At 63.1% G+C, this 21,718-nt stretch carries 20 protein-coding genes; 6 read left to right on the forward strand and 14 right to left on the reverse strand.

The genetic code is table 11. The annotated features are described in order from the left end of the window. The first annotated feature begins 1 nt into the window (after position 1). From AC1U2B_RS17045 to AC1U2B_RS17055, 3 genes are all read left to right on the forward strand, one after another. Complete coding sequence (locus AC1U2B_RS17045; protein WP_480217657.1) at positions 2-2,071, forward strand: hypothetical protein; 2,070 nt, start codon at positions 2-4, stop codon at positions 2,069-2,071. A gap of 142 nt (positions 2,072-2,213) precedes the next feature. Next, positions 2,214-3,059 (forward strand): glycoside hydrolase family 16 protein, encoded by an 846-nt coding sequence (locus tag AC1U2B_RS17050; RefSeq protein WP_480217658.1) that lies wholly within the window; start codon positions 2,214-2,216, stop codon positions 3,057-3,059. Positions 3,060-3,165: 106 nt separating this feature from the next. Next, positions 3,166-4,023: an FkbM family methyltransferase gene (locus AC1U2B_RS17055; RefSeq protein ID WP_480217659.1), complete on the forward strand. Its 858-nt coding sequence runs from the start codon at positions 3,166-3,168 to the stop codon at positions 4,021-4,023. A gap of 18 nt (positions 4,024-4,041) precedes the next feature. On the opposite strand, the gene AC1U2B_RS17060 is transcribed toward AC1U2B_RS17055, so the two are convergent. The 3 genes from AC1U2B_RS17060 to AC1U2B_RS17070 are packed head-to-tail and all read right to left on the reverse strand — an operon-like array spanning position 4,042 to position 6,918. Further along, on the reverse strand, positions 4,042-4,788 hold the full coding sequence (locus tag AC1U2B_RS17060) for a class I SAM-dependent methyltransferase (RefSeq protein WP_480217660.1): 747 nt from the start codon (positions 4,786-4,788) through the stop codon (positions 4,042-4,044). An 11-nt stretch (positions 4,789-4,799) separates the two neighbouring features. Continuing rightward, a complete protein-coding gene (locus tag AC1U2B_RS17065) occupies positions 4,800-6,086 on the reverse strand; it encodes a glycosyltransferase family 2 protein (protein ID WP_480217661.1) in 1,287 nt (428 codons plus the stop codon). A gap of 4 nt (positions 6,087-6,090) precedes the next feature. Next, the gene (locus AC1U2B_RS17070; RefSeq protein WP_480217662.1) at positions 6,091-6,918 is read right to left on the reverse strand and encodes a polysaccharide deacetylase family protein; all 828 of its coding nucleotides are present in this window, start codon (positions 6,916-6,918) and stop codon (positions 6,091-6,093) included. A gap of 196 nt (positions 6,919-7,114) precedes the next feature. Between AC1U2B_RS17070 and AC1U2B_RS17075 the strand changes: the two genes are divergently transcribed. Then, a complete protein-coding gene (locus tag AC1U2B_RS17075; RefSeq protein ID WP_480217663.1) occupies positions 7,115-8,314 on the forward strand; it encodes an acyltransferase family protein in 1,200 nt (399 codons plus the stop codon). 20 nt (positions 8,315-8,334) lie between these two features. Here the strand turns inward: AC1U2B_RS17075 and AC1U2B_RS17080 are convergent, their stop codons facing one another. After that, complete coding sequence (locus AC1U2B_RS17080; protein ID WP_480217664.1) at positions 8,335-9,327, reverse strand: SGNH hydrolase domain-containing protein; 993 nt, start codon at positions 9,325-9,327, stop codon at positions 8,335-8,337. A gap of 161 nt (positions 9,328-9,488) precedes the next feature. Here AC1U2B_RS17080 and AC1U2B_RS17085 point away from each other — a divergent pair, with 161 nt between their 5' ends. After that, the gene (locus tag AC1U2B_RS17085) at positions 9,489-10,322 is read left to right on the forward strand and encodes a class I SAM-dependent methyltransferase (protein WP_480217665.1); all 834 of its coding nucleotides are present in this window, start codon (positions 9,489-9,491) and stop codon (positions 10,320-10,322) included. A gap of 283 nt (positions 10,323-10,605) precedes the next feature. Here AC1U2B_RS17085 and AC1U2B_RS17090 read toward each other — a convergent pair whose 3' ends face one another. From AC1U2B_RS17090 to thiO, 9 genes are all read right to left on the reverse strand, one after another. Further along, positions 10,606-11,445, reverse strand: a complete 840-nt coding sequence (locus AC1U2B_RS17090; RefSeq protein WP_480217666.1) for a glycosyltransferase family 2 protein — start codon at positions 11,443-11,445, stop codon at positions 10,606-10,608. Between the two features lie 844 nt (positions 11,446-12,289). Continuing rightward, on the reverse strand, positions 12,290-13,435 hold the full coding sequence (locus AC1U2B_RS17095) for an HTTM domain-containing protein (RefSeq protein ID WP_480217763.1): 1,146 nt from the start codon (positions 13,433-13,435) through the stop codon (positions 12,290-12,292). Positions 13,436-13,449: 14 nt separating this feature from the next. After that, positions 13,450-14,001, reverse strand: coding sequence for a hypothetical protein (locus tag AC1U2B_RS17100; RefSeq protein WP_480217667.1), 552 nt, complete (start codon positions 13,999-14,001; stop codon positions 13,450-13,452). A gap of 1,981 nt (positions 14,002-15,982) precedes the next feature. Then, entirely contained in the window at positions 15,983-16,726 is a 744-nt protein-coding gene (locus tag AC1U2B_RS17105; RefSeq protein WP_480217668.1) for an ABC transporter permease, read from the reverse strand. After that, a complete protein-coding gene (locus AC1U2B_RS17110) occupies positions 16,723-17,631 on the reverse strand; it encodes an ABC transporter ATP-binding protein (protein WP_480217669.1) in 909 nt (302 codons plus the stop codon). Before AC1U2B_RS17110 ends, AC1U2B_RS17105 begins: the two co-directional genes overlap by 4 nt. Before the next feature lie 34 nt (positions 17,632-17,665). Then, positions 17,666-18,436: an SGNH/GDSL hydrolase family protein gene (locus tag AC1U2B_RS17115; RefSeq protein ID WP_480217670.1), complete on the reverse strand. Its 771-nt coding sequence runs from the start codon at positions 18,434-18,436 to the stop codon at positions 17,666-17,668. After that, positions 18,433-19,191 (reverse strand): thiazole synthase, encoded by a 759-nt coding sequence (gene thiG, locus AC1U2B_RS17120; RefSeq protein WP_480217671.1) that lies wholly within the window; start codon positions 19,189-19,191, stop codon positions 18,433-18,435. The genes AC1U2B_RS17115 and thiG overlap by 4 nt, the downstream gene beginning before the upstream one ends. Continuing rightward, entirely contained in the window at positions 19,184-19,381 is a 198-nt protein-coding gene (thiS, locus tag AC1U2B_RS17125) for a sulfur carrier protein ThiS (protein ID WP_071289580.1), read from the reverse strand. The genes thiG and thiS overlap by 8 nt, the downstream gene beginning before the upstream one ends. Beyond that, positions 19,375-20,382 carry a glycine oxidase ThiO gene (thiO, locus tag AC1U2B_RS17130; RefSeq protein WP_480217672.1) on the reverse strand — a complete coding sequence of 336 codons (1,008 nt, stop codon included), beginning with the start codon at positions 20,380-20,382 and terminating at the stop codon, positions 19,375-19,377. Before thiO ends, thiS begins: the two co-directional genes overlap by 7 nt. 142 nt (positions 20,383-20,524) lie before the next feature. Between thiO and thiE the strand changes: the two genes are divergently transcribed. Beyond that, the gene (thiE, locus tag AC1U2B_RS17135; protein WP_480217673.1) at positions 20,525-21,202 is read left to right on the forward strand and encodes a thiamine phosphate synthase; all 678 of its coding nucleotides are present in this window, start codon (positions 20,525-20,527) and stop codon (positions 21,200-21,202) included. Here the strand turns inward: thiE and AC1U2B_RS17140 are convergent. Continuing rightward, the gene (locus AC1U2B_RS17140) at positions 21,192-21,677 is read right to left on the reverse strand and encodes an NUDIX hydrolase (RefSeq protein WP_260971105.1); all 486 of its coding nucleotides are present in this window, start codon (positions 21,675-21,677) and stop codon (positions 21,192-21,194) included. The genes thiE and AC1U2B_RS17140 overlap by 11 nt on opposite strands. Positions 21,678-21,718 lie beyond the last annotated feature (41 nt).

The raw sequence follows: 21,718 nt of genomic DNA on the forward strand, positions 1-21,718 counted from the left end.
AATGCTCGCGCAGTTGGCGGTGCTTGCCGGCGCCTCGGGAGCTCTGTCGTCGATACCGACCGCTCCGGTGTTTCAAGCTGTGCTTCTCGTCGTCTTCTCGGTGGCGGGCATAGGAAGCGCGGCGTTGTGTTGGCTGGATCTGCCGGCACCGGCCGCCATCGCCGGCGTGATAGGGCTCAGCATTGCCGGCGTCATCGCACTGGCAACCTCGATGGCCTGGCTGAGGTTCTGGGCGCCGACCCCTTCGTGTGTGGTGATCTCGCTCTTGGTCGCCGCGGCCGGGTTGCTGCGCTTGTGGCACCTGAGAAAAGACAGCGACATCCAGGCGCCATCGAAAACCGTTGAGGCTCAAGATGTGAACTTCGGGCTGGGCGATTCTGCGCGGCCGCCGCGCCAGGGTGGGATCACCGGTGTGTATGTCGTTCCCACGATATTGGTTGTCGCGCTATGCATTTGGGCACTTGCGCTGCCGGGACTACGGCGAGTGACCGCAGGACAGTGGGGATTGCTCTTTTCCCAGAGTGGAGTGCTGCTGCTCCTTGCCCTCCTCCTCACCATCACCGGCTTTGTCGTCGCGATCGTGGTGCACCGCGAACTCATGGCAGCCGTAGCCATTCTCGTCGCGCTCATCGTGGATCGGGTGACCGTTCCGATGATCACCGAGGTGCCGATCTACACGTGGACGTACAAGCACATCGGGATTGTCGACTACATCGTCAAGAACCATGGACTCCCACCAACGGGTGTAGACGTATACAACCAGTGGCCGGGGTTCTTCACCGGGATGGCGTGGTTCAGTTCGATCACCAAGTCGGAGTTGGTCGTCACCGCGCACTGGTTCGGAATCGTCAGCGACGCACTGCTCATCGTGGTGGTGACAGCGCTGTCGTTGAGTTTCAACGCCACGTTGCGCTCCGCGTTGGTCGCCGGAATGCTCGCGCTGCTGGTCAATTGGGTTGGGCAGGACTACTACTCGCCGCAAGCCACCGCCATCGTCCTGGCCGCTTCGATTCTCACCCTCCTATCCTGTTCCAGAACTGCGCCCGCGGCCGGCTATATCACGGTACCGATCTTCGCGGTGCTGGTGCCCACCCACCAACTCACGCCGGTCTGGGTGGTGGCGGTGACTGCCGCATTGGCCGCCCTCAAGCAACTGCGGCCCCGCTGGCTGGCGATTGTTTACATCGCGATCTTGGCGGCATATCTGATACCCCGGCGGCACGTCATCCTCAAGAATGGCGGCCTGGCGAGCTTCAACCCATTCAACAACACCAAAGCCGTTGGGCAGGGCCGTGGTTCAGACGGCCGCGTCTTCAGCGTGATCATCGAGCAGGGTCTGTCGCTGTCGATCTGGGTGGCGGCCGCCGTCTGCTTTGTACTGATCTGGCGCCGCGGCCGTCCGCCCTGGGAACTGGCCCTGGTGGCGTTTTCGCCGCTCGTTTTGATCTTGGCACTCAACTACGGCGGCGAGGCGATTCTTCGCGTGTTCCTCTACTCGTTGTTGGGATCGTGCGTCTTGGTTGCACCGTTCATCACCAAGGCACTGGATTTTCGGCCGCCGCAACGCCTGGGTGGGCTGATCGTGGCCTGGCTGGTGGTGGTGCTCGCGGGAGCAGCCGGGATGCAAGGCTATTACGGCAGCTGGACGTACATCACGGTCACCCGCCACCAATTGGAGCAGAGCCGCAATCTGCTCGCCCAGAACCACGCTGGCACCACCATCACGGTCATGGCACCACCCGCGGGCTGGCCCGAGCGCAGCAGCGCGGACTACGTGAAGTTCGCACTGGCACAAGGTAACTACGACAATCCGCTGGACGACCTGCGGACATCATTGCTCAAAGGGCTACCGACGCCGGAGGCAATCGACAACCTCGAAGCGGTTCCCGCAAATGGGTCGCTCTACATCGTCCTACCCGAACAGGTCTGGGCCTACAACGCCTACATTGGGCTGTTCCCCCCTGGCGCACTGGAAAGTCTCGTCGAACAGCTGTCCCAGCGTCCTAACTGGGTCCGAGTCATCGACGACGAAGACACCTTGGCATTCAAGTACATGCCACCGCGGAGATGATGGGAGTGCGTAATGGGTGACCGATATTCGCGAAGCGCGACAGCATCGCTTCTCATGATGGCGTTGCTGGTCGTGCTGTTCGTATCGCTTGGGATCTACGATGCCGTCGTCGGACACTGACATCCGGCGCAAGCTCCGGGCGATGCGCTACGCGACGCTCGCCGCGGTCACCCTACTGACCTCATCGTGCCTGGCCGACCCGACGCCGAGTGATCCGGTGACGAGTAATCCGATCAACAGCACAACCTTGTCCGGACTGCTGCCGACGCTCACGCTCTCTGCTGAAGATGACTTCAAAGGCGCGGTGGACGCGCCCCCCGATTCGCGCATGTGGAACATCGACATCGGCAATCGCTGGGCCAATGGCAAGGAGACACAGGCATATACGACCGACCCCGCCAACATCCGCCAGGATGGCGAGGGGCATCTGGTCCTGGAGGCGACCACCACGGACGGGCACGTCACCTCTGCGCGCGTGAACACCGAAGGCAAGGTGCAACTGACGGACGGATTGATCGCGGCACGCATCAAAATTCCGGCGGGACAAGGACTTCACCCGGCATTCTGGATGCTCGGGAGTTCTCTGCGCACTGCCGGATGGCCGGCTTGCGGGGAGATCGACATCGTGGAATTCGTCAACGATGGCTCGACAGCCTATTTCACCATCCACGGTCCGCCCAGCGATGCCCGGCAAGCGGGACCTGACGGCGACGTCCAGCTGCAGTCGACAAAGGTATCCGCCAACCTCGTCGACGAGTTCCACACGTACTGGATGTACAAGAAATCACGGCGCGTGATCATGGGAATCGATGACAGCCAGGTCGCTGCGTTCAGTGCCGATCACCTCCGGCAGGGCTGGAAATGGGTGTACGACGGACCATTCTTCGCCGTCCTGAATCTGGCGGTCGGCGGCGACTGGGCCGGTGCACTCGCGCCCGGGATACTGCCCAAACAGATGATCGTCGACTGGATCAAGCTCTATCATTGAATTTGCTGCGGCGCGTGATGTCAGTGCACAAATACAGCTTTCCGGATCACTGGCGACGTTCGGCGAGTACCCTGAATGACCTGACGACTAGCTCTGCGTGGGGGCCATGAAACACGACGACTTGGTAATTGACGTGGGGTTTCATCGCGGCGAAGACGCGCGCTTCTACCTCGACAAGGGCTTTCGTTGCGTGGCGGTCGAAGCCAACCCCGCGTTGGTCGAGCGAGCCCGCGAGCAATTCGCCGACGAGATAGCCGACGGCCGCCTCCGGCTCATCGAAGCAGCGATCGCCGAACAATCGGGCACAGTTCAGATGGCGGTGTCGGATCAAGCGACCGACTGGTCATCACTATCACCCGAATTCGTCACGCGGAATCAGGCCCTGAGCGGAACGCGCTACAACACGGTCGAAGTGCAGGCCCTTCGCTTTGAAGAGGTCCTCGCCGAGGTTGGTTGTCCCCGCTATCTCAAAGTCGATATCGAGGGCATGGACATGCTCTGCATTCGAGCACTCCGCGCATTCGACGAACGACCTGACTTCATCTCGGTCGAGTCCGCCGTGTCCAGCTTGGACGCCCCGCTGCCGAAGATCTTCGACGAGCTGGCCGAGCTGTGGAATCTGGGATACCGAAAGTTCGCGTACGTCAACCAAAACGGGCATCCGTTCCGGCGGCCAGCCTTCCCCGCCCGCGAGGGTCGATATGTAGACACACCACTAACGTTCGTCCAGAGTGGTTACTTCGGGGAAGAGATGCCGGAACGATGGTCAACGATCTGGCCAACTCTGTTGCGAGCAAGGGCAATACGCCTGCACCACAACCTGTGTGGCTACGGGGGCGGCTGGACGAGCAATCGGCTGACACGTCCCTACGCGCTGGCGTCGAACATTGCCTGGCACCTGCGCCATCCATCCAGTCGCGCCGGATACCGCGGCTGGTGGGATTTGCACGCGCGCCTGGGCTGACCGCGCACGGCCAACAACTCAGACGACGGCTTCGAGGATCAGCGACTCGACCCGGTTGGGGATGTCGCCCACGAGCACGGCATGCCGATCGGTGCCCCGCAACTCCGAGTACTCGGATTCACCTGGCCCGCATCGCACAGCGTGATCGAAACCTGAGAGATGCAGCGCACGCCGGAGGGTGTCTTCGTCGTAGATGTAGGTGTGCCCCCACGCCCGCATCACCCTGTTCAACGCGTGGACGGGGCTGTCGATCTCGTCACGTTCAGCAGGTGATCCGAAGGTGCGGTTACTCCAGCGAACATATTCCCGCACGTCAGGATCCTTCGAATCTGGCAGCAGACGAATGACATTCAAGTCGGGCGTCGACAGCCGCAGTACTCCCCCGGGTTGCAGAACGCGCCGCACCTCTTTGAGCACCTGCAGGCCGACGTCATAGCCCACTTGCTCAAACATGTGCTCGCACAGCACATATCGAAATGACGCCGTGGGAATCGGCCAGGGTTTCGCAGCATCGAGGTACATGACCGACGGTTTCACCGGCACCAAGTCTGTGCACAGCCACCCCGGAAGCGTCATCGCGCCGGCACCGAGTGACAATTTCCGCTTGTCCGGCGGCACAGCTCGAAGGTATCGAGCCAACTGAGCGGGTCGTCGTGCCCGCCCGGCGAGCTGTAGCCCCAGCACTGCCGCACTATGCGCGGCAGGAATCTGCTGGAGTGCTTGTCCAGCCCGCTGTATCGCCGTTATCTGCCCGTCGCCGTGCACTCGAACACCCTTCATCCAGGACTGTCGCAAGGTCCGACGCGTCGACTGTCCAGCGGACGCGCACGACGGTGCTGGCGGCGCGATCGCGCATACGCCAACGGCCCGCGCACCAATCCGACGAACTGCGTGCGCTGCAGCCCAGCAGGCTGCACCACGCCTTCGGCTTCCGGGGCACTCATCATCCCGCGCACGTGTAATGCCGCATCCCACAACCTTTTCAGTGCCATCGGCCGCAAGGTTCGATCGCAGGCCACCTTGGTGAGCCAGGCACCCAGTCCAAGTCCGTATCCATGCGCCTGGGCCGCGAGTGCAGGCAGGTCGGATCGGTGGCGGTGCCACGCGATCGCGGCCGGCTCGTAGATCAGCGGGCGACCACCGAGCAATACGCGAACGAACATGTCGATGTCCTCACCGCCACCAGCCGGCGATCCGATCCCCAGACCCTCATCGAATCCGCCTAGCTCGAGCAACACTGACCGCGGCATCGCGAAGTTCGCACCGGCGCCATACACCCCGACCTGAAACGGAAAGAGTCGATTGCCCTGGGGCGGGTTGGAGATGTGGAATCGTTCCCTCGTCAAATTCGACCAGTGCACCTGCTTCTCGAAAAGCCACTGGGTAGGTGTGCGCAACTCCCCGCTGGGAACCAATCCGGTCACACAGCCGATCTCAGGCTCAGATCGCATCACCGTGCTGAACCACTGCAGCCACATCCTGTCGACGACGACGTCGTCGTCCGTGAAGGCGATCAATTCCCCACGGGCAGCGCTGATTCCGGCATTCCGCGCACCGGATAGGCCCGGGATGGGCTCAGTGATGATCCGTACGCGCGGATCGGCCAGGCCCGCGACATATTGCACCGTCGAATCGTCATCCGACGCGTTGTCGACCACGATGACCTCGAAGCTCGCATAGTCGCACAGCAGGACTGACGCAAGAGCTTCTCGTAGGAGGTCTGCTCGATTGCGCGTACAGATCACCACGGAGATGAATGGAAGGCGGTCCGGCGACTCGGAGGATTGGGCCGGGGGCCGCTCCGAGTTCCATCTCGACACCAACCCATCAAGCGCGGCACCGTTGATCTGACTGTCGGCGACGTCGACCTCCACGAAGGCGACCGGCCGACGGTCTTTCCGCACGAGTAGCCGCGCGGTGCCGTATCCATTCGCGTCGACGAGCTTGACGAACGACGCAAAGGTCGCCGGAAGATCCAGCGCCCCAACCCACTTCGCAGATTCCCAGGTCGGCGCAACACGGGCTTTCATGGCGGGCTCCAGCGCCGAAACGACGGGTGTCACGCGATCACCGCCCTCGGTCAGCGCGTAGTGAACGCTTGCCAAGGACCGCGCCGTCCGCAATCGGTCCACCGATTCGTCTGGCCCACCGCCATAGAGTCGTTCGAAACATCTCACGGTAGGGAGCGATTCGCGCACCGGCGCCGGACAGCCAACCCGCCATTAGTTCAGGGGTGGTCGTCGACCCGACTGTCAACCTGGCGAGCGCAAAAATGTCGTCGCTGTCCGAACTGAACGCGTTCATCACCGCGCAAGCCGACGTATGGCCGGCTGCGGCAATCAACCTGCGGGTCTGTCCACTCTGAAAGCCGTGCGGATAAGCAAAGCTCGGTATCGACCTGCCGCAGGCTTGCTCGAGTAAGTCCTTCGACTGCCGGATCTCCTGGGCCACGTCAGCCGCGCGCATGGTGTCCAGCTGACGGTGGGTATGGGTGTGCGCACCGATTTCCACGTCCAGCTTCGTCACGTGATCAAGCTGTGCCCAGTCCAACATCGGTGCGGGCGGCAGTGCCATCTTCGGGGGGCGAGGGCTTCCTCGCAAGGCGCCCGTCGTGACATACAACGTGCTGGATAACCGGTGCTCCGCCATCATCTCCGCCGCACCCACAAAGTCGGCGAAACCGTCATCGAAGGTGATCACCACCGGGCTTGGCGGCAGCGGGGCCCGTCCCGCCAGCGCAGCGCCCAGCTCAGACACCGTCAACGCCGTGCGCCCACTTTCCACGACAAGGTTCAAGTGCCGCGCGAACGTCGCCGGCGACACCGAATAGGGCGCGATCCACGGCTCCGGGGCATCGGAGATCGAGTGATAAAGCAGAATCGGTATCACTGTCACCGGCTCACCCCGACACTCTCCAGCAAATTCGGATACATGCGCGATCGTAGCGTGACAGCATGGTTTCTATCGCCGCCTCGTGCAATTGATATGACATTTCACCGGGCTGCGGGCCACGATGGGAGGGCTTGTGGCACCACGAGAAAGCCACAGCGTTGAGCCGACGGCCACCGCCGGGCCTCCCATCATGGAGCCGGTGGCGAGCTCGACCGACGATCGCGGTCCGAGGTCGGTCGCTCCCACATTCCGCAAAGACATCCACGGGCTGCGCGCGGTGGCCGTGGCCCTGGTTGTCCTGAGTCATGCCCACGTCCCTGGCTTCACCGGCGGATTCATCGGTGTCGACATCTTCTTCGTGATCTCGGGCTACGTCATCACCGGTGTGCTGGTGCGCGAAAGAAGCTCCAGCGCAGGGATGCTGTTGGCGCGCTTCTACGCACGACGCGCGCGACGCATCCTGCCGGCTGCCGGCGTCGTCACGGTGCTCACGGTTCTCGCCACTTACGGCATTCTCGGTTTCATTCGAGGTTTCGCGACCGGCAGAGACGCGGTGTCGGTCGCCTTCTTCACGACGAATTACCACTTCATCTCCGTCGGTACCGACTATGCGCTCGCCAGAACGCCGCCGTCCCCACTTCAGAATTACTGGTCGCTCGCTGTCGAGGAGCAGTTCTACATCCTTTTCCCTGCACTGTGCCTCGTGGCGGCCCGATTTGGAAAGCATCGCTTCGCCGTGACGCTCGGCGCCGCAACGACAGCAGTCATCGCCGGTTCATACGCGTGGTCGATCCATCTGACCTCTACCAACGGGACAGCTGCTTTTTTCTCCAGCGCTACGCGGGCAGGTGAGCTCGGTGTCGGTTGCCTGACGTTTTTGGTCGTCCCGTGGGTGCGGAGCCGGATGAGGAGTGAACTGGCCTGCGCCTGGGGCTGGCTAGGGGTTGGGTTAATCGGTTGGGCAACAACTCAATTCCACCCAGGTACGCACTTCCCGGGCGCGCTCGTCGCGCTACCTGCAGTTGGGACCGCTCTGATAATCGCCTCCGGCCCTTCACTCGGACCTCGCGGTGTGACAGCCCTGCTGCGCAGCCGTTGTTTTCAGTGGATCGGTTCGCTGTCATACAGCCTCTACTTGATTCACTGGCCGGTATTCACGATTGCCGAGCAATATGCGACCACGCCATTGTCTGCACTCACACGCCTCGGGTTGATCGGGGCCGCAGTGCTACTGGCGTCAATCAGCTACGCGTCGATCGAGAAGCTCGTGTGGAAATCGCGCTATCTGTCGACGCGTCCGTTTCTGTCGCTGTGTATCTTCCCGGCTTTCGTCGTCGCCATCCTCACGGTGGTGCTCGTCGAACAAGCCCGTGTCGGCCTGCCGCTCACCGTCTTCTGACCCCTACGACGGCTCGGTGGTCACGCCATCGCGGGTTTGAGCGCTACCTGGAGCACACCCGATAGATAGCGGGCATAGTCATGCGTCGTGTGGTAGATGCCGGAGTACGCGACGACACCCGCGATCACCACCGGGCACGTCTGCGCACAGAACCAACGGGTTACGTCCACGTACAGCGCACCGGCGGCAGCTGCCGCGTCTTTGAGGGCATTGTTCGCATAGGCCGGAACGACGTCGTCGGCTTTCTCGGCGCAACGCGAAATGTCGCCCGAATTCTGCGCCAGGCATTCCCCGGCCGGTTTGGTGATGTGCGGAATGTTCCCGAGTAGGACCGTTCTGATACCAGGCGGCACCTGGTGGATGGTGTCCACCAGGGCGTCGCGCCACATATCCGGCGTGAGCGTCCGGTCGGGGCCGGCGATCCCCTTGTCGCCGTCGTACCAGCCCGCCAGCAGCACCACGTCGGGCTTCAACGACCTGACCTGATCCATCCGCCACTGCTGCCAGGCATTGCACTCCGTCAGGTCCCGTTTGAGCTGCCACTGGTAGTACGTCATGGTCGCGGGACCGCAATTGTCCTTGGCCAGCAAGATGATTCGCCATCCGGTCCGCCGACCGACGAAGTCCAGCCCAGGTGCCCACATCGACGCATTCGAGTCGCCGAGCACCACCATCGTGTGCGCACCTGACACTGCGCCCAGTGTGCACGGTTTGATATCCGGGAGGGAACTGACTTCGTAGTCCGAGTTGCAGTCGGGAAGGGCCCACAAACCGCTGTCGTCTTCTGCTGACTTGACGAGCTGCTCGGGCGTGATCCAGGACGGCAGACCCTTCGCCGTTTCCGCGTCCTTCACCGCTGCGGAGACTTGGGCTTCGGTGGCCGGAACACTGTCGAAGGTCAACGATGGCGGTTTGGCAACGGTACCCGAATGACCACAGCCAGCAATCATCGTCAGCAGCGCGATGAAGGTCACGAACCGCGACGCCCAACCCTGTGCAGAAGATCTGCTCACGCATTCCTTCCTGGAAACAACACGGTGTGAGTAGTCTATTCGGATGCTGGCAAATTGCCCACGCCGCTTCATATCAAGGTAATTCGTCAGTCATCCAGCTGACGTGCTGCACGCTGATACAGCCCGATCATTGTTCGGCAATCGCGAGGAAAGAGATAGCGATGCAGATTCTGGAGCAGATCGCCAACACGCGAGCAACGGCCGAGGTGCTGGCTGCAGCAAACCGCGTATTGGAAGGACGCGGTGGTCGAGCCGCGCTCAGCCTGCCGGGCGCCGAGAATTATGTTTCGTATTCACGGACGGTTCCCGGGTGGTTCTCCGCAACCGACTTCCGCCTGTTCGACTTTGTTCTGGGCCGTCAACTCGCCGATTCCACCGAAGGCGACATTCTCGAGATCGGCTCATATCAGGGCCGAAGCACAATCCTGCTCGGGTACGCACTGCGCGACGACGACCGACTTGTCGTCTGCGATCTGTTCGGAGTCGACCCCGACGATTTCGGAGTCCCGCAAGAAGGCATGGCAGCCTACGACGGGCTCACCGTGGACCGCTTCTATCACCACTACGGCCGGTTTCACGGAGGCCGTCCGCAGGTTGAGATCTGCCCGTCCACGCACCTCCGCAACCGAATAGCGGGCCGGTCATTTCGCTTCCTTCACATTGACGGAAGTCACGCGTACGACAGTGTCTGTGCGGATATCGCATTGGCCGTTGAACACGCCACGGAGGGCGCGGTGGTGGTCCTCGACGACTACCGGTCACCACACACTCCCGGAGTGTCCGCTGCGACCTGGGAAGCTGTCGCCGCAGGCCTTCTCTATCCGTTTTGCATATCGGAAATGAAGTTGTACGCCACGGTGGCAGCCGGTGAGCATGCCCACTGGATGGCTGCCTGCGTCCGGCTCGGCGCCGACCGCATCTGGGAGTCCGAGGTTCATGAGGTGCGCGGACGCGGAATGGTCCGCCTGCGTTACCGCAGTCGTATTCCCAGCTAGCGCAACTCTCCGCGGCGATAGCGAAGGACGAACCGTAGCGGGTGTCAGCGAAGGTCTCGCCCTGATGCGGGGATTTTCGCGGCCTCGCGGGTAACTTGGTTTCGGTGAGTGGCAGCGTCTGCATTTGTGGTCATGACCGCGGCTGTCACGAACACTACCGAGCAGGCACTGACTGTGCCTTGTGCAGCGACTGCCGCCGCTACCGTTCCGCCGGCACCAGGAAGCTGCGCTGGAAATGGGCGAACATGCTCACTCGACGTTGACCCGGTGGCTTGACACGGACTCACGCTCCGCGCACGAACACAAGGTCTCCCGCGTCCGGTGGCTTTACCGACTGCAATCTTGCGACCCCGGCCGATATCGAAGTGCGATGAACGTGGCGGTTCCGGAATTCGGAGCCGATGGTGCTCAGCACCCGCAATCCATCGGATACTGCATTGAGATTGCTGATCCCATGAATTCGGCTGTACTCGTGGCTACATACCTCGATCACGTTCAGCTTGCTGCCGGCCACCCGCACGTTGATAAGGGTCTCTATCTCGAAGCCGTCGCCCCATTGTGTGCACTCGCCAGCGGTGCTGGGCAAGTCCATTGCAGCGAGGCACCGGCGCCAAAACGCGTTGTAGCCGTAACACAGATCGGTGTACTTGGTACCGAACAGAACGTTGACCAAGCCATTGAGTGCCTTATTGCCCAGCTTGCGGAACTTGGTGATGTCCTCGCTGCCACCGCCCTGGATGAAACGCGACCCTTTCGCAAAATCTGCTCCCGACATCAGGGCCCCGACGTAGCTGGGGATCTCAGCGGGATCTGTACTTCCGTCCGCGTCGATCATCACGATGATGTCGCCGGACGCGGCCGCAAAACCGCATGCCAACGCGTTGCCTTTTCCGGTCCGCGTTTGGTCGATATGCACTGCAGCCGGCCACAATTCACGTGCGACAGCAGCCGTGTTGTCGATCGAGCTCCCGTTCACGAAGACAATCTCGTCCACATCGAACGGCATCCGCGACGCTACGTGCGGGAGGTTTCGCTCTTCGTTGAGAGCGGGGATGACGACTGAGACCGTCGGCCGAACCGAGGGTGGTGACGACGCGTCGCGAATACAGCTGACGTTATCCATCGAGATCTCCTGAGCGCCGCGGGAACACGTTCCGAGGTGCGTTCATCCGGCCCAGACCTACAGCCCCGCGACCGACCGTCGAGACTCCAGCCCAGAAAAAGGTAGCTGATATTGCGGTCGTACATACCGCACCCACCGAGTGTGACGGCGCCACCGGACGCCGGTTGGACACTGATGAGAGGAAGTCAATTTCAGTCATCATCGGACCTCTTTTCCGGCCACCCCGATGCAGCCGGTGAACTCATGTTGATCCTATTCTTCGATTAAGTCAACGTTCGCTGAACGCGCAAAACGGTGTCGAGAAATCTCGGTTAACACGTCGAAATTCACGCTGGTTTCAATAGCCGCATTGCAGGCAATTTTCAGAGTCGACAAATTATAGCCACGAGTCGGGGCGTAATCGACTGAGAGCACCCGCCTTGATTGATACATACCTGCAGCTCATAGCTGATTTTTGACAGAGAGCTGACGGACCCGATGCATTTTCACCAGTACAGGAAGATAATCGCCTCGCGCGGCGCCGGCACCTGAATTATTCTCACCCCAGCAATGCGGGCTCATAAGCCTGTCCAATTAACGTATTTGCTGTATTTGCGGATGTCACAAAAGTTCATACCTTCGGACTACCCGGATTCCGGGTTCTGACATCCGGAATACCAGCACCGCGACCGGCATGGGAAAAGCGGCCGGCAACTGAGCACTTCATCCGCCGCAAATCCTTGTCCCGTGGCACTGCATGCATCCGGACACCCGACAAAACTCATTTGCTGGTGATCGAGCTGGATCGCCGATCCCACGTGCGCGGCGCACAGTCGCGAGAAAGAGCGTCAGGAGCGGAGAACCGCTACGGCGACATCGCCGACGCGTCGGTAGCGCCCCGCACAGCCTGGGCAGCATCGTTGCCGTTCAGCCGAACACGAGGTGCCTCATCGTCATCCAAGGCGTGCCGACCGCCGGGTGAGGCATCGTTGTCATCTTCACGCGCAACGCATTCCGCGGATGCCGCGGCGTCGACCTCAGCGGCAGCACTGCCGCCGGGCTCAGGTTCAGGGGCGTCGGCATCAGCTTTGCGACGAAGGACCCGCTGCATCACCGCACTGAGCCGGCTGTGTATGTCGTTCGCTACCGCCTTGGACCGTTCCCACGGCACGAACGACAGGTACAGCACGAAGATCGCCAGTGAGAAGAACCCGACGACCATCGTCAAGAGGATGGTCAGATGCAGGAATACGCCGGCGATCAATACCTTTGTGCGCCAACGTTTGTTCCAGACGAAAACCCCGATCGAGAACTCGACCAGCAGGGTGCCCCACGTCATCGCATTGCCGATCATTGGGCTGGTGGACATCCAGGCCGGGCTCGGCAGCAGCAGCATGTCGTCGAGTCGCAACGTGTAGGACACGGCAGAGCCGTTCTGCCACGTATCGCCATGCAACTTCGCGATCACCGTAGTGATGTAGATGATCGATATCTGGACCTGCATCAGACGTAGCGGCCAGACCTTGATGTCCTGCGCGGACCAGAAAGATCCGAAGCGGCGACGCTGGTCCAACGACAGCGCCGCACCACACGGCGAAAGTGCCAAATACAGTGACAGGATTCGGATCAACCCGTCACCCGAGTTGAAGATCCAGGGATTACGGCGTTCGAACGACATGATCATCACGAACACCAGGAAGGTCGCCAGCTTGGTGTGCCAGCCGACGATCATGACAAGCGAAGCCACCATCAGCACGATCCAGCCGGCCAGCAAGGCGGTATCACCCGGCCACCGATAGAACACGCCCCACAAGAATTGGTACGTCGGCGGCTGCGGCACAATGCCGTTGACGCTGAACTTGTCATACAAGTCGAACCCGAGCTCGAGCGACCAGAGGAAAGCCAAGACGCCGAAGGCAATCCTGATTATCCCCAGCGTGTACGCCGGCTCCGTACTGAACCAGAAGGTCCGCCAACCCTGCACCGCGCTGCGGCCCGATTCACGCAACATTGCCACCGGAGCGATCATGACGCAGGCCCAAACTTCCAGTCGTACAAGATCTTTTGTTCGTGCTCCTCCGGCGCATTGGATCCCGGAGGCCGAAGCTTGCGCGTATCGGAGAAGATCGTCACACCGACCGGGTGCTCGCCCGGCTGCATCAGTTTCCGAACGACCCACATCGCATAAGCCGGACGAGTAACCGGCTCATTGATCAATGCTTCTTTGAACTTCCGCCACCGATCCCAGTAGAACTGGCCCACCAATGACCGGTCGCCTTCGAGTTTCCATACCCGCCGCGCACCACTGTCGTAGAGCACAGCAGTCTCCACTTCGGGCACCGACAGCGGCGGATTCGGGGAGAACATTCCCCACGTCTGATCCAAGCCGGTGAATCGAGCAATCGGCTGCAGCTCCGGCATCATGGTGTCCTTGATCGGCGACCCAGGAATAGTCCAGATCACAGCCACCATCAGCATGACGATGATGCCGAAGCTGGCGAAAGCCTCCCGCAGGTTAGACCTGCGGGAGGCGTGCCGCCCCAGCGACTTTTCTGCCAAACGTCGCGAACGGGACATTCTCAGCATCGTAGAACCGATGAACCTAGATCTGGACGTTTCCGCCAGTGAGAATGCCTAGGACACCGTTGGAGACGCTGACCACCAGGTCCAGGATGCCCTGCAGCAAACCGAAGAGGAAGCTGAACAGGTCACCCGCGGGCGGAGGTGTTCCGGTCGTCGAACTGGTCGTGGATCCGGTCGTGGTCGAACCAGTCGTGGTCGAACCGGTCGTGGTCGAACCAGTCGTGGTCGACGGGCCGGTGGTCGACGAGTTGCCATTCGAGCTGGACGACTGACCATTCGAAGACGACGACTGCCCGTTGGAACTCGAGGACTGGCCGTTCGACGAAGACGACTGCCCGTTAGAACTCGAGGACTGGCCGTTCGACGAAGACGACTGACCGTTAGAACTCGAGGACTGGCCGTTCGACGAAGACGACTGCCCGTTAGAGCTGGACGACTGACCATTCGAAGACGACGACTGACCACTCGAACTGGACGACTGCCCGTTCGACGAAGACGACTGACCGTTAGAACTCGAGGACTGCCCATTCGAAGACGACGACTGACCACTCGAGCTGGACGACTGCCCGTTCGAGCTGGACGACTGCCCATTCGAAGACGACGACTGGCCGCTCGAGCTGGACGACTGCCCACTCGAGGACGACGACTGACCACTCGAGCTCGAGGACTGGCCGTTCGAAGACGACGACTGCCCACTCGAGGACGACGACTGACCGCTAGAGCTGGACGACTGACCACTCGAGCTCGAGGACTGGCCGTTCGACGATGACGACTGGCCGCTCGAGCTGGACGACTGACCGGTGGACTGACCAGTCGACGACGAAGACTGACCATTCGAACTCGAGGACTGACCAGTCGTCGTTGACTGACCGGTGTTACCCGTCGTAGTCGACTGCCCATTCGAGCTGGACGACTGACCGTTCGTCGATGTACTACCGCTCGAACTCGACGACTGACCGTTCGTCGACGACTGTCCACTCGAAGACGACGACTGACCGGTGGACTGACCAGTCGACGATGAAGACTGGCCACTCGAACTGGACGACTGACCACTCGAAGACGACGACTGACCGGTGGACTGACCAGTCGACGACGAAGACTGACCACTCGAACTGGACGACTGACCACTCGAAGACGTCGACTGACCAGTGGACTGACCAGTCGACGACGAAGACTGACCATTCGTCGTGCTGGGCGCCAAGGGAAGGTCGCTGACCGTCCCGTAACCCGCCGATGCAAGTTCCACTCTGTAGTCATTGGTTGGCAGCTGGCAGTAAACGCCAGCGGTGATTGCTAGGGAGCCGGCGAGCAGCCTGGCTCCCGCTCGACGAACCGGGTACGTCGGTCGCACCTTGGATCCCGCCGAAGTTGATTCTTTTTGACTCATCATCAGGCTCCTCTCCGGCTGCCCCGATGCCGCCGGAATTCCAATGTTGGACCTGCAAATGCCAATAGTCAATGTTCGCTGTAAAAGCAATGTGATATCTACCACTGTGGAATATTTCCGCCGAACGTGGCCAAATTCAGCACCTTCGATGAATCAAGATCGTCAAATGCAAATAATTTACAGCAACTGATAATTAACGTACGAGCAGTATGATATCGCTGTTGTTCACAATAAACTTGCAGGTAACTGGCACTTTTTAGGATCGAAGTGACGGAACTGGAAGATTATTAGCAACGTTTTAAGGCTGCTCTCAGGAACGCAATTGCGCACAATCGCCGCGCCGACCGTTGCCTCAACGCCAATCCCGACGATCGATATTGACATGTTTGCCAAAATAGCGGACGTACGCGAAAAGTTAACCCACAAGCCTGGCGTGATGCCGCAATCCACTACCCAAAGACCACCCGCCGCGCCACCGAGTGCCCCCGGAACGCGGCCGCACTCGGGCAGGCCTGAAACCACCAGGACCCGCCGAGTCACCGATACGGGCTGTACCAATAATTTGCGTTTGCTGAAACCGAACGCCGACTACGGATCGCGGCGAGTGACCACCACAAGCGCCAGCGCGAACACGCCTGCCGCCACGGCGGCGAAATAGAGGGCCGCACCAAGCGGTCCCCACCACAACGAGAAGGTCTGGAACCAGGGGGTCTTGGTGAAGGTATAGGCGTTCCCGAACGGCAGCCACGGTCCCACTCGCGCGCCGACCTGGGGCAGCGCGCCGAGCACCGGTTCCACGACGAACGGCATCAATAGCACCACCGCAACCACTGCCGCCGCGTGCCGCAACAACCCGCCCAAACCGACGGCCAGCACCGCTCCCAGCACGGCATACAGCGACATCGCACCGATAGCACGCCATACCTGGGCGTTGGCGAAAGACAACTCCACGCCCTGCTGCGCGTTCACCAATGACGCGGCAAACGCGATCGAGCCCGCCACCATGATCGCGGTGACGACGGCGGAAAGCGCCGCCGTTACGATCGCTTTCGCCACCAGCGCCCACGCTCGGTGGGGGGTGGCCAGGAACGTCGTACGGATCATGCCGGACCGGTATTCGCCCGTGATCGACATCGCGGACAAGATCATCAGCACCGGCACACCGAAAACACTGACGCCGATCGCCGCGCGCTCGGGCTGGAGCACCCCATGGGGACCCAGCGCCGCCGCTTGTATCGCGGCGAATCCCAGGCCCACAACCACAACCGTCAAGATGAGCCAGATCGGTGAACGCGTGGTCTGCAGCTTGATCCGTTCGGCGTTGATGGTCATGGCGCACCGACTGCCCGGTAGTCGACGGCGTCGTCGGTCAGTCGCATGTACGCCTCCTCCAACGAGGCCTGCTGGGCGGCCAGTTCGTGCAGCACGATTCCGTGGCCGGCAGCCAACTCCCCCACCTGCTCTGCCGAAACTCCGCGAACCAGCAGCACACCGTCGGAAAGCTGGGCCGACGCATCGTGTTCCGTCAACAACTCCCGCAGCCGATCCAACTGCGGGCTGCGCACCCGGATGGTGTCGCTTCCGGAGCTCGTCAGGAACTCGGCCATGGTGCTCGAGCTGATCAACTGTCCCCGCCCGATCACCAGCAGCCGGTCTGCGGTGTTCGCCATCTCCGCCAGCAGGTGACTCGAGACCAAGACCGTCCGGCCCTCAGATGCCAAGTCCCGCATGAGCGTCCGAATCCACCGAATGCCCTCCGGGTCCAGCCCGTTCACCGGTTCGTCGAACAGCAGCACCTCGGGATCGCCGAGCAATGCCACCGCGATACCCAACCGCTGCGACATCCCGAGCGAGAATGTGCCGGCCTGTTTCCCCGCGACTTCGGCCAGTCCGACGATGTTCAGCACTTCATCGACGCGCGCCTTCGGCAGTTTGTTGCTGGCGGCCAGCCACCGAAGATGCGCCCGAGCCGTGCGGTTGGGATTCACCTGCCGGGCATCGAGCAGCGCGCCGACGCTGCGCAGCGGATGCTTCAGCTCCCGGTAGGTCTTGCCGAGCACCGTCGCGGTGCCGGAGGTCGGGCGGTCGAGCCCGACGATCATGCGCATCGTGGTGGACTTGCCCGCGCCGTTCGGGCCCAGGAAACCGGTGACGAAGCCCGGCTCGACGGAGCAGGTCAGATCATCTACGGCACGTTTGCGCCCGAAAACCTTTGTCAATCCGGTCAGCTGGATCATCGCCGGACAACCCCCTTGCCTGGTGGCAGCACCATCAGGCGCACGATACGCGTTCGATCACCATCCGCGCGACGGCGCGCATACCTGCGGCATTGGGGTGCAGCGGCGCCACCCGGCCCGGCAGCGGCAGGTGAAACGCGGTGGTCCAGGGATCGGTGGACCAGGCATGGTGATCGCGGCTGGCGTCGGCCGCCCGCACCAGTTCGCAGCCGGTGTCCGCGGCGGCCGCGGCCGTCAGCTCGGCCAGCCGAGCGGCGACGTGCCGGCCGAGGTCGGCTTCGGTGGCACCGATCGGCGGCGCGGGCACACCGGCCGGCGGCAGCAGCGTCAGGTAGTCGACGAACAGCACCCGGGCCAGCGGCGCACGCCGACGCACTTCTCGCCCAACGGTTTTCAGTGATTCAGCCACGACATCGAGCGCCTGATCCCGCGCCGTCGTATCGAGTAGCCCACGCAGCAGCCCGCCGGCGACCGGCACCGACCGCAGGAAGCGGGGCAAGCAGGCGGCCCCGAGCATCGGGACGTAGCCGGCATCGTTACCGCCGATGGTGATGGTGACCAACGACTCCGATCCGTCGAGAGCATCCACCTGCGGCGGCTCGCCGAACTGCCGTTCGGAGAGCACGTGTGCGGTGGTGGCGCCCGAAAAGGTCACGTCGACAAGGTCGTAACCGAGGTGCGCGGCAACGAGGTGCGGATAGTTGACCGCCGACCTGCCGGACCGCTTCGGTGCGCCGGGCGCCCCCGGCGCGATGCCGGGTCCGGCGGCCATCGAACTACCGAGGGCGACGTACCTCGCGGTCATAGCGCCGGGCTGGAGGCCTGCGCCCAGAACCGCTTGGGGACGCGGCCTGCCCGCGACGCCAGCCGACCGGCGGTGACCGCGGCAGCCATCGCGGCGGCCATCATCGGCGGGTCCGAGGCCCGCGTCACCGCCGTTGCGAGAAGCACTGCGTCGCAACCCAGTTCCATCGCGAGTGCGGCATCGCTTGCCGTGCCGATGCCGGCGTCGAGCACCACCGGCACCCCGGCAGCCGCGACGATCATCTCGATGTTGTGCGGGTTGGAGATCCCCAGCCCGGTGCCGATCGGCGCGCCCAACGGCATCACCGCGGCGCAACCGGTGTCCTCGAGCCGCCTGGCCAGCACCGGATCATCGTTGGTGTAGGGCAGGACGACGAAACCATCGTCCACCAATTGCTCTGCCGCGCGGACCAATTCGATCGCGTCCGGCAGCAGGGTGCGCTCGTCGGCGATCACTTCGAGTTTCACCCAGTTGGTCTGCAAGGCTTCGCGCGCCAGCTGCGCGGTCAACACCGCTTCGGCCGCACCGCGACAGCCGGCGGTGTTGGGCAGTGCCGCGATGCCGAGCTTGCCCAGCAAATCCAGTACCCCGGTGCCGGTTTCGGCATCGATGCGCCGCATCGCGACAGTGGTCAGCTCGGTACCCGAGGCGACGAGCGCCTCCTCCAGGATCGCCAGATTCGCCGCGCCGCCGGTACCCATGATGAGCCGGGAGCCGAACTCCCGGTCCGCGATGCGCAGGATGTCCTCAGCCACCTTGCACCGCCGTCACGACCTCGATCTTGACGCCCTCGGTCAGGACGTCGTCCCACTCCGACCGCGGCAGCACCGACCAGTCCACGGCGACGGCGATGCCCTTGTCCGGAAAGCCCAGTGTGTCAATCAATTCGGCTACCGTGGTGCCTTCGCGGATATCCACGCTCTCATCGTTGACTGTGATCAGCACAGTGCCACCTTCTCTCTCGCATCGCCGGTCAACAGGTCCGAAATCCGTTGTGCGGTCCACGGGGCCAGCAGAAAACCGTTCCGGCCGTGACCGGTGGCCGCCAGGGTGCGGTCGTCGAGCCAGCCCACGATGGGCAGACCGTCCGGTGTCATCGGCCGCAGTCCCGCAGCACATTCGGCCAGTTCGTATTCGCCCAGCGCCGGCATCACGGCACAGGCGTCATCGAGAATGTCGCGCACACCGGTGACCGTGGGGGCGGTGTCGCGGCCGTGCTCGTACTGGGTGGCACCCGCGACCACACCGTCCGCACGTGGCACCAGATACACCTGCCGGCCGTGCACGCGGGCACGAACCACCCGCTGCGGCACCGGCATACATCCCTTACGCCACCGCAACCGCAGAATCTCGCCCTTCACCGGACGCACCGGCAGACCCGGCCACAGTGTCGGGGCGTCGATTCCGTTGGCCAGCACGGTGATATCGGCGTCGCGCGTCTGATCCAGCGAGTCGACCGACCCGGCCCACTGCACGCCCAGGCGGTCGCAGTGCGCCATCAGCCCCTCGACCACCAGCCGGTTGTCCACGGCCAGTTCGGTTTCCGCGTGAAAGCCATGCCGAATCCCCTGCGCCAGCAGCGGTTCGAGATCGCGGGCAGCGGTCGTGAGTGTCACGGGATAGCCCTGCGCCGCCAGCCACTCGGCGACCGTGCGGACGTCGGCCGCATCTGCCCGGTCGACCGCCACCACCAGCGAGTCGCGGGCCGTCACCACGTCGTCGGGCAGTCCGTCGAGGAAGCCGCCGTGCCACAGCGCCAGGGAGTCCAGCCCGAGTTGCAACTGGTCCTGCTCCCCCGGCCAGCCCTCGGAGTGCGGTGCGAGCATGCCGCCGGCGACCCACGAGGCACCGGGCGCCTCGGTCCGGTGCACGCGCACCGACCACCCGTCGAGCGCGGCGCGGCGCGCCACGGCCAGACCGATGACGCCGCCGCCAACTACAGCCATGCCAGCCGGCACGATAAATCCTCTCCCTTCGCCGGCATGATCCGGATCAGGTGTGACGGTAAGGGTAGGACGACCCCACTCTCAGCCCCCGGTCCTGGGACTCCCGTGTTGCGGCGTCCACGGTAGTCGCTACCGTCGCGCTGTGCCTAAAGCCACCCAGCGTCTGCAGTCCGCATCCCTCTACCTGTGCACCGACGCCCGCCGGGAACGCGGTGACCTGGCCGAGTTCGTCGACGCGGCGCTGGCCGGCGGCGTGGACATCATCCAGCTGCGGGACAAGGGCTCGGCCGGTGAAGCGCAGTTCGGTCCGCTGGAGGCCAAGCAGGAATTGGCGGCGCTGGAGGTGCTGGCCGACGCGGCACGGCGGCACGGCGCGCTGTTCGCGGTGAACGACCGGGCCGACATCGCCCGCGGCGCGCATGCTGACGTGCTGCACCTGGGCCAGGACGATCTGCCGCTGTCGCTGGCCCGCGAGATCGTCGGGCCCGATCCGCTGTTCGGTCGCTCGACGCATGACGAGCAGCAGCTGGCCGTCTCGGTGACCGAGGACGTGGACTACTTCTGCGTCGGCCCGTGCTGGCCGACGCCCACCAAGCCGGGGCGCACGGCGCCCGGGCTGGACCTGGTCAGAGCAGCAGCAGCATCCGGGACCGACAAGCCGTGGTTCGCGATCGGCGGTATCGACCTGGCACGTGTCCCCGAGGTGGTGGCCGCCGGCGCCCGCCGCATCGTGGTGGTCCGGGCGATCACCGCTGCCGAAGACCCGGCCGCGGCGGCCCGGGCGCTCAAGCAAGCGTTGCCGCACGCCCCTACGAACTGAGCGGGATGGCCGCCGTCACGCTGCGCAGCTGTTCCCAGCTGGCGGCGAACCCGGGATGCAACGGCAGCGAGTCGACGTCGTCCTCGGAGACCCAGCGCAGCTCGACGCTCTCGCGGTTGGGCACGGTCGCCAGTTGTTCGGGCGCGTCGGCGATGACCGTGGTGTACGTCCACACCTCGCCGATCGCGGTCGCGGTGACGACCGTGGTCCGCACCGTCAGCTGCTCGGCCAGCAGGCCGGCTTCCTCGTAGGCCTCGCGGACGGCGGCTTCCTCGACAGTTTCGTGGCTGTCGCGCGCCCCGCCCGGCAGCGCCCAGGTGCCACCTTGATGACTCCACGGCGCGCGGTACTGCAGCAGCACCGCCGCTCCGCCACCCGGCTGCGGCGCCCGCAGCAGAAGTCCGGCCGCACCATGGCGACCCCAGAAGTGGGAGCCGTCAGCCGCGAGCACCCATCCGTCACCGTCGCCCTGCACGGAACCCACAATAGGTCCATCCCCATCGATGCCAGGTTCTG

It is taken from the genome of Mycolicibacterium sp. P4_G11 (genome assembly GCF_056555145.1).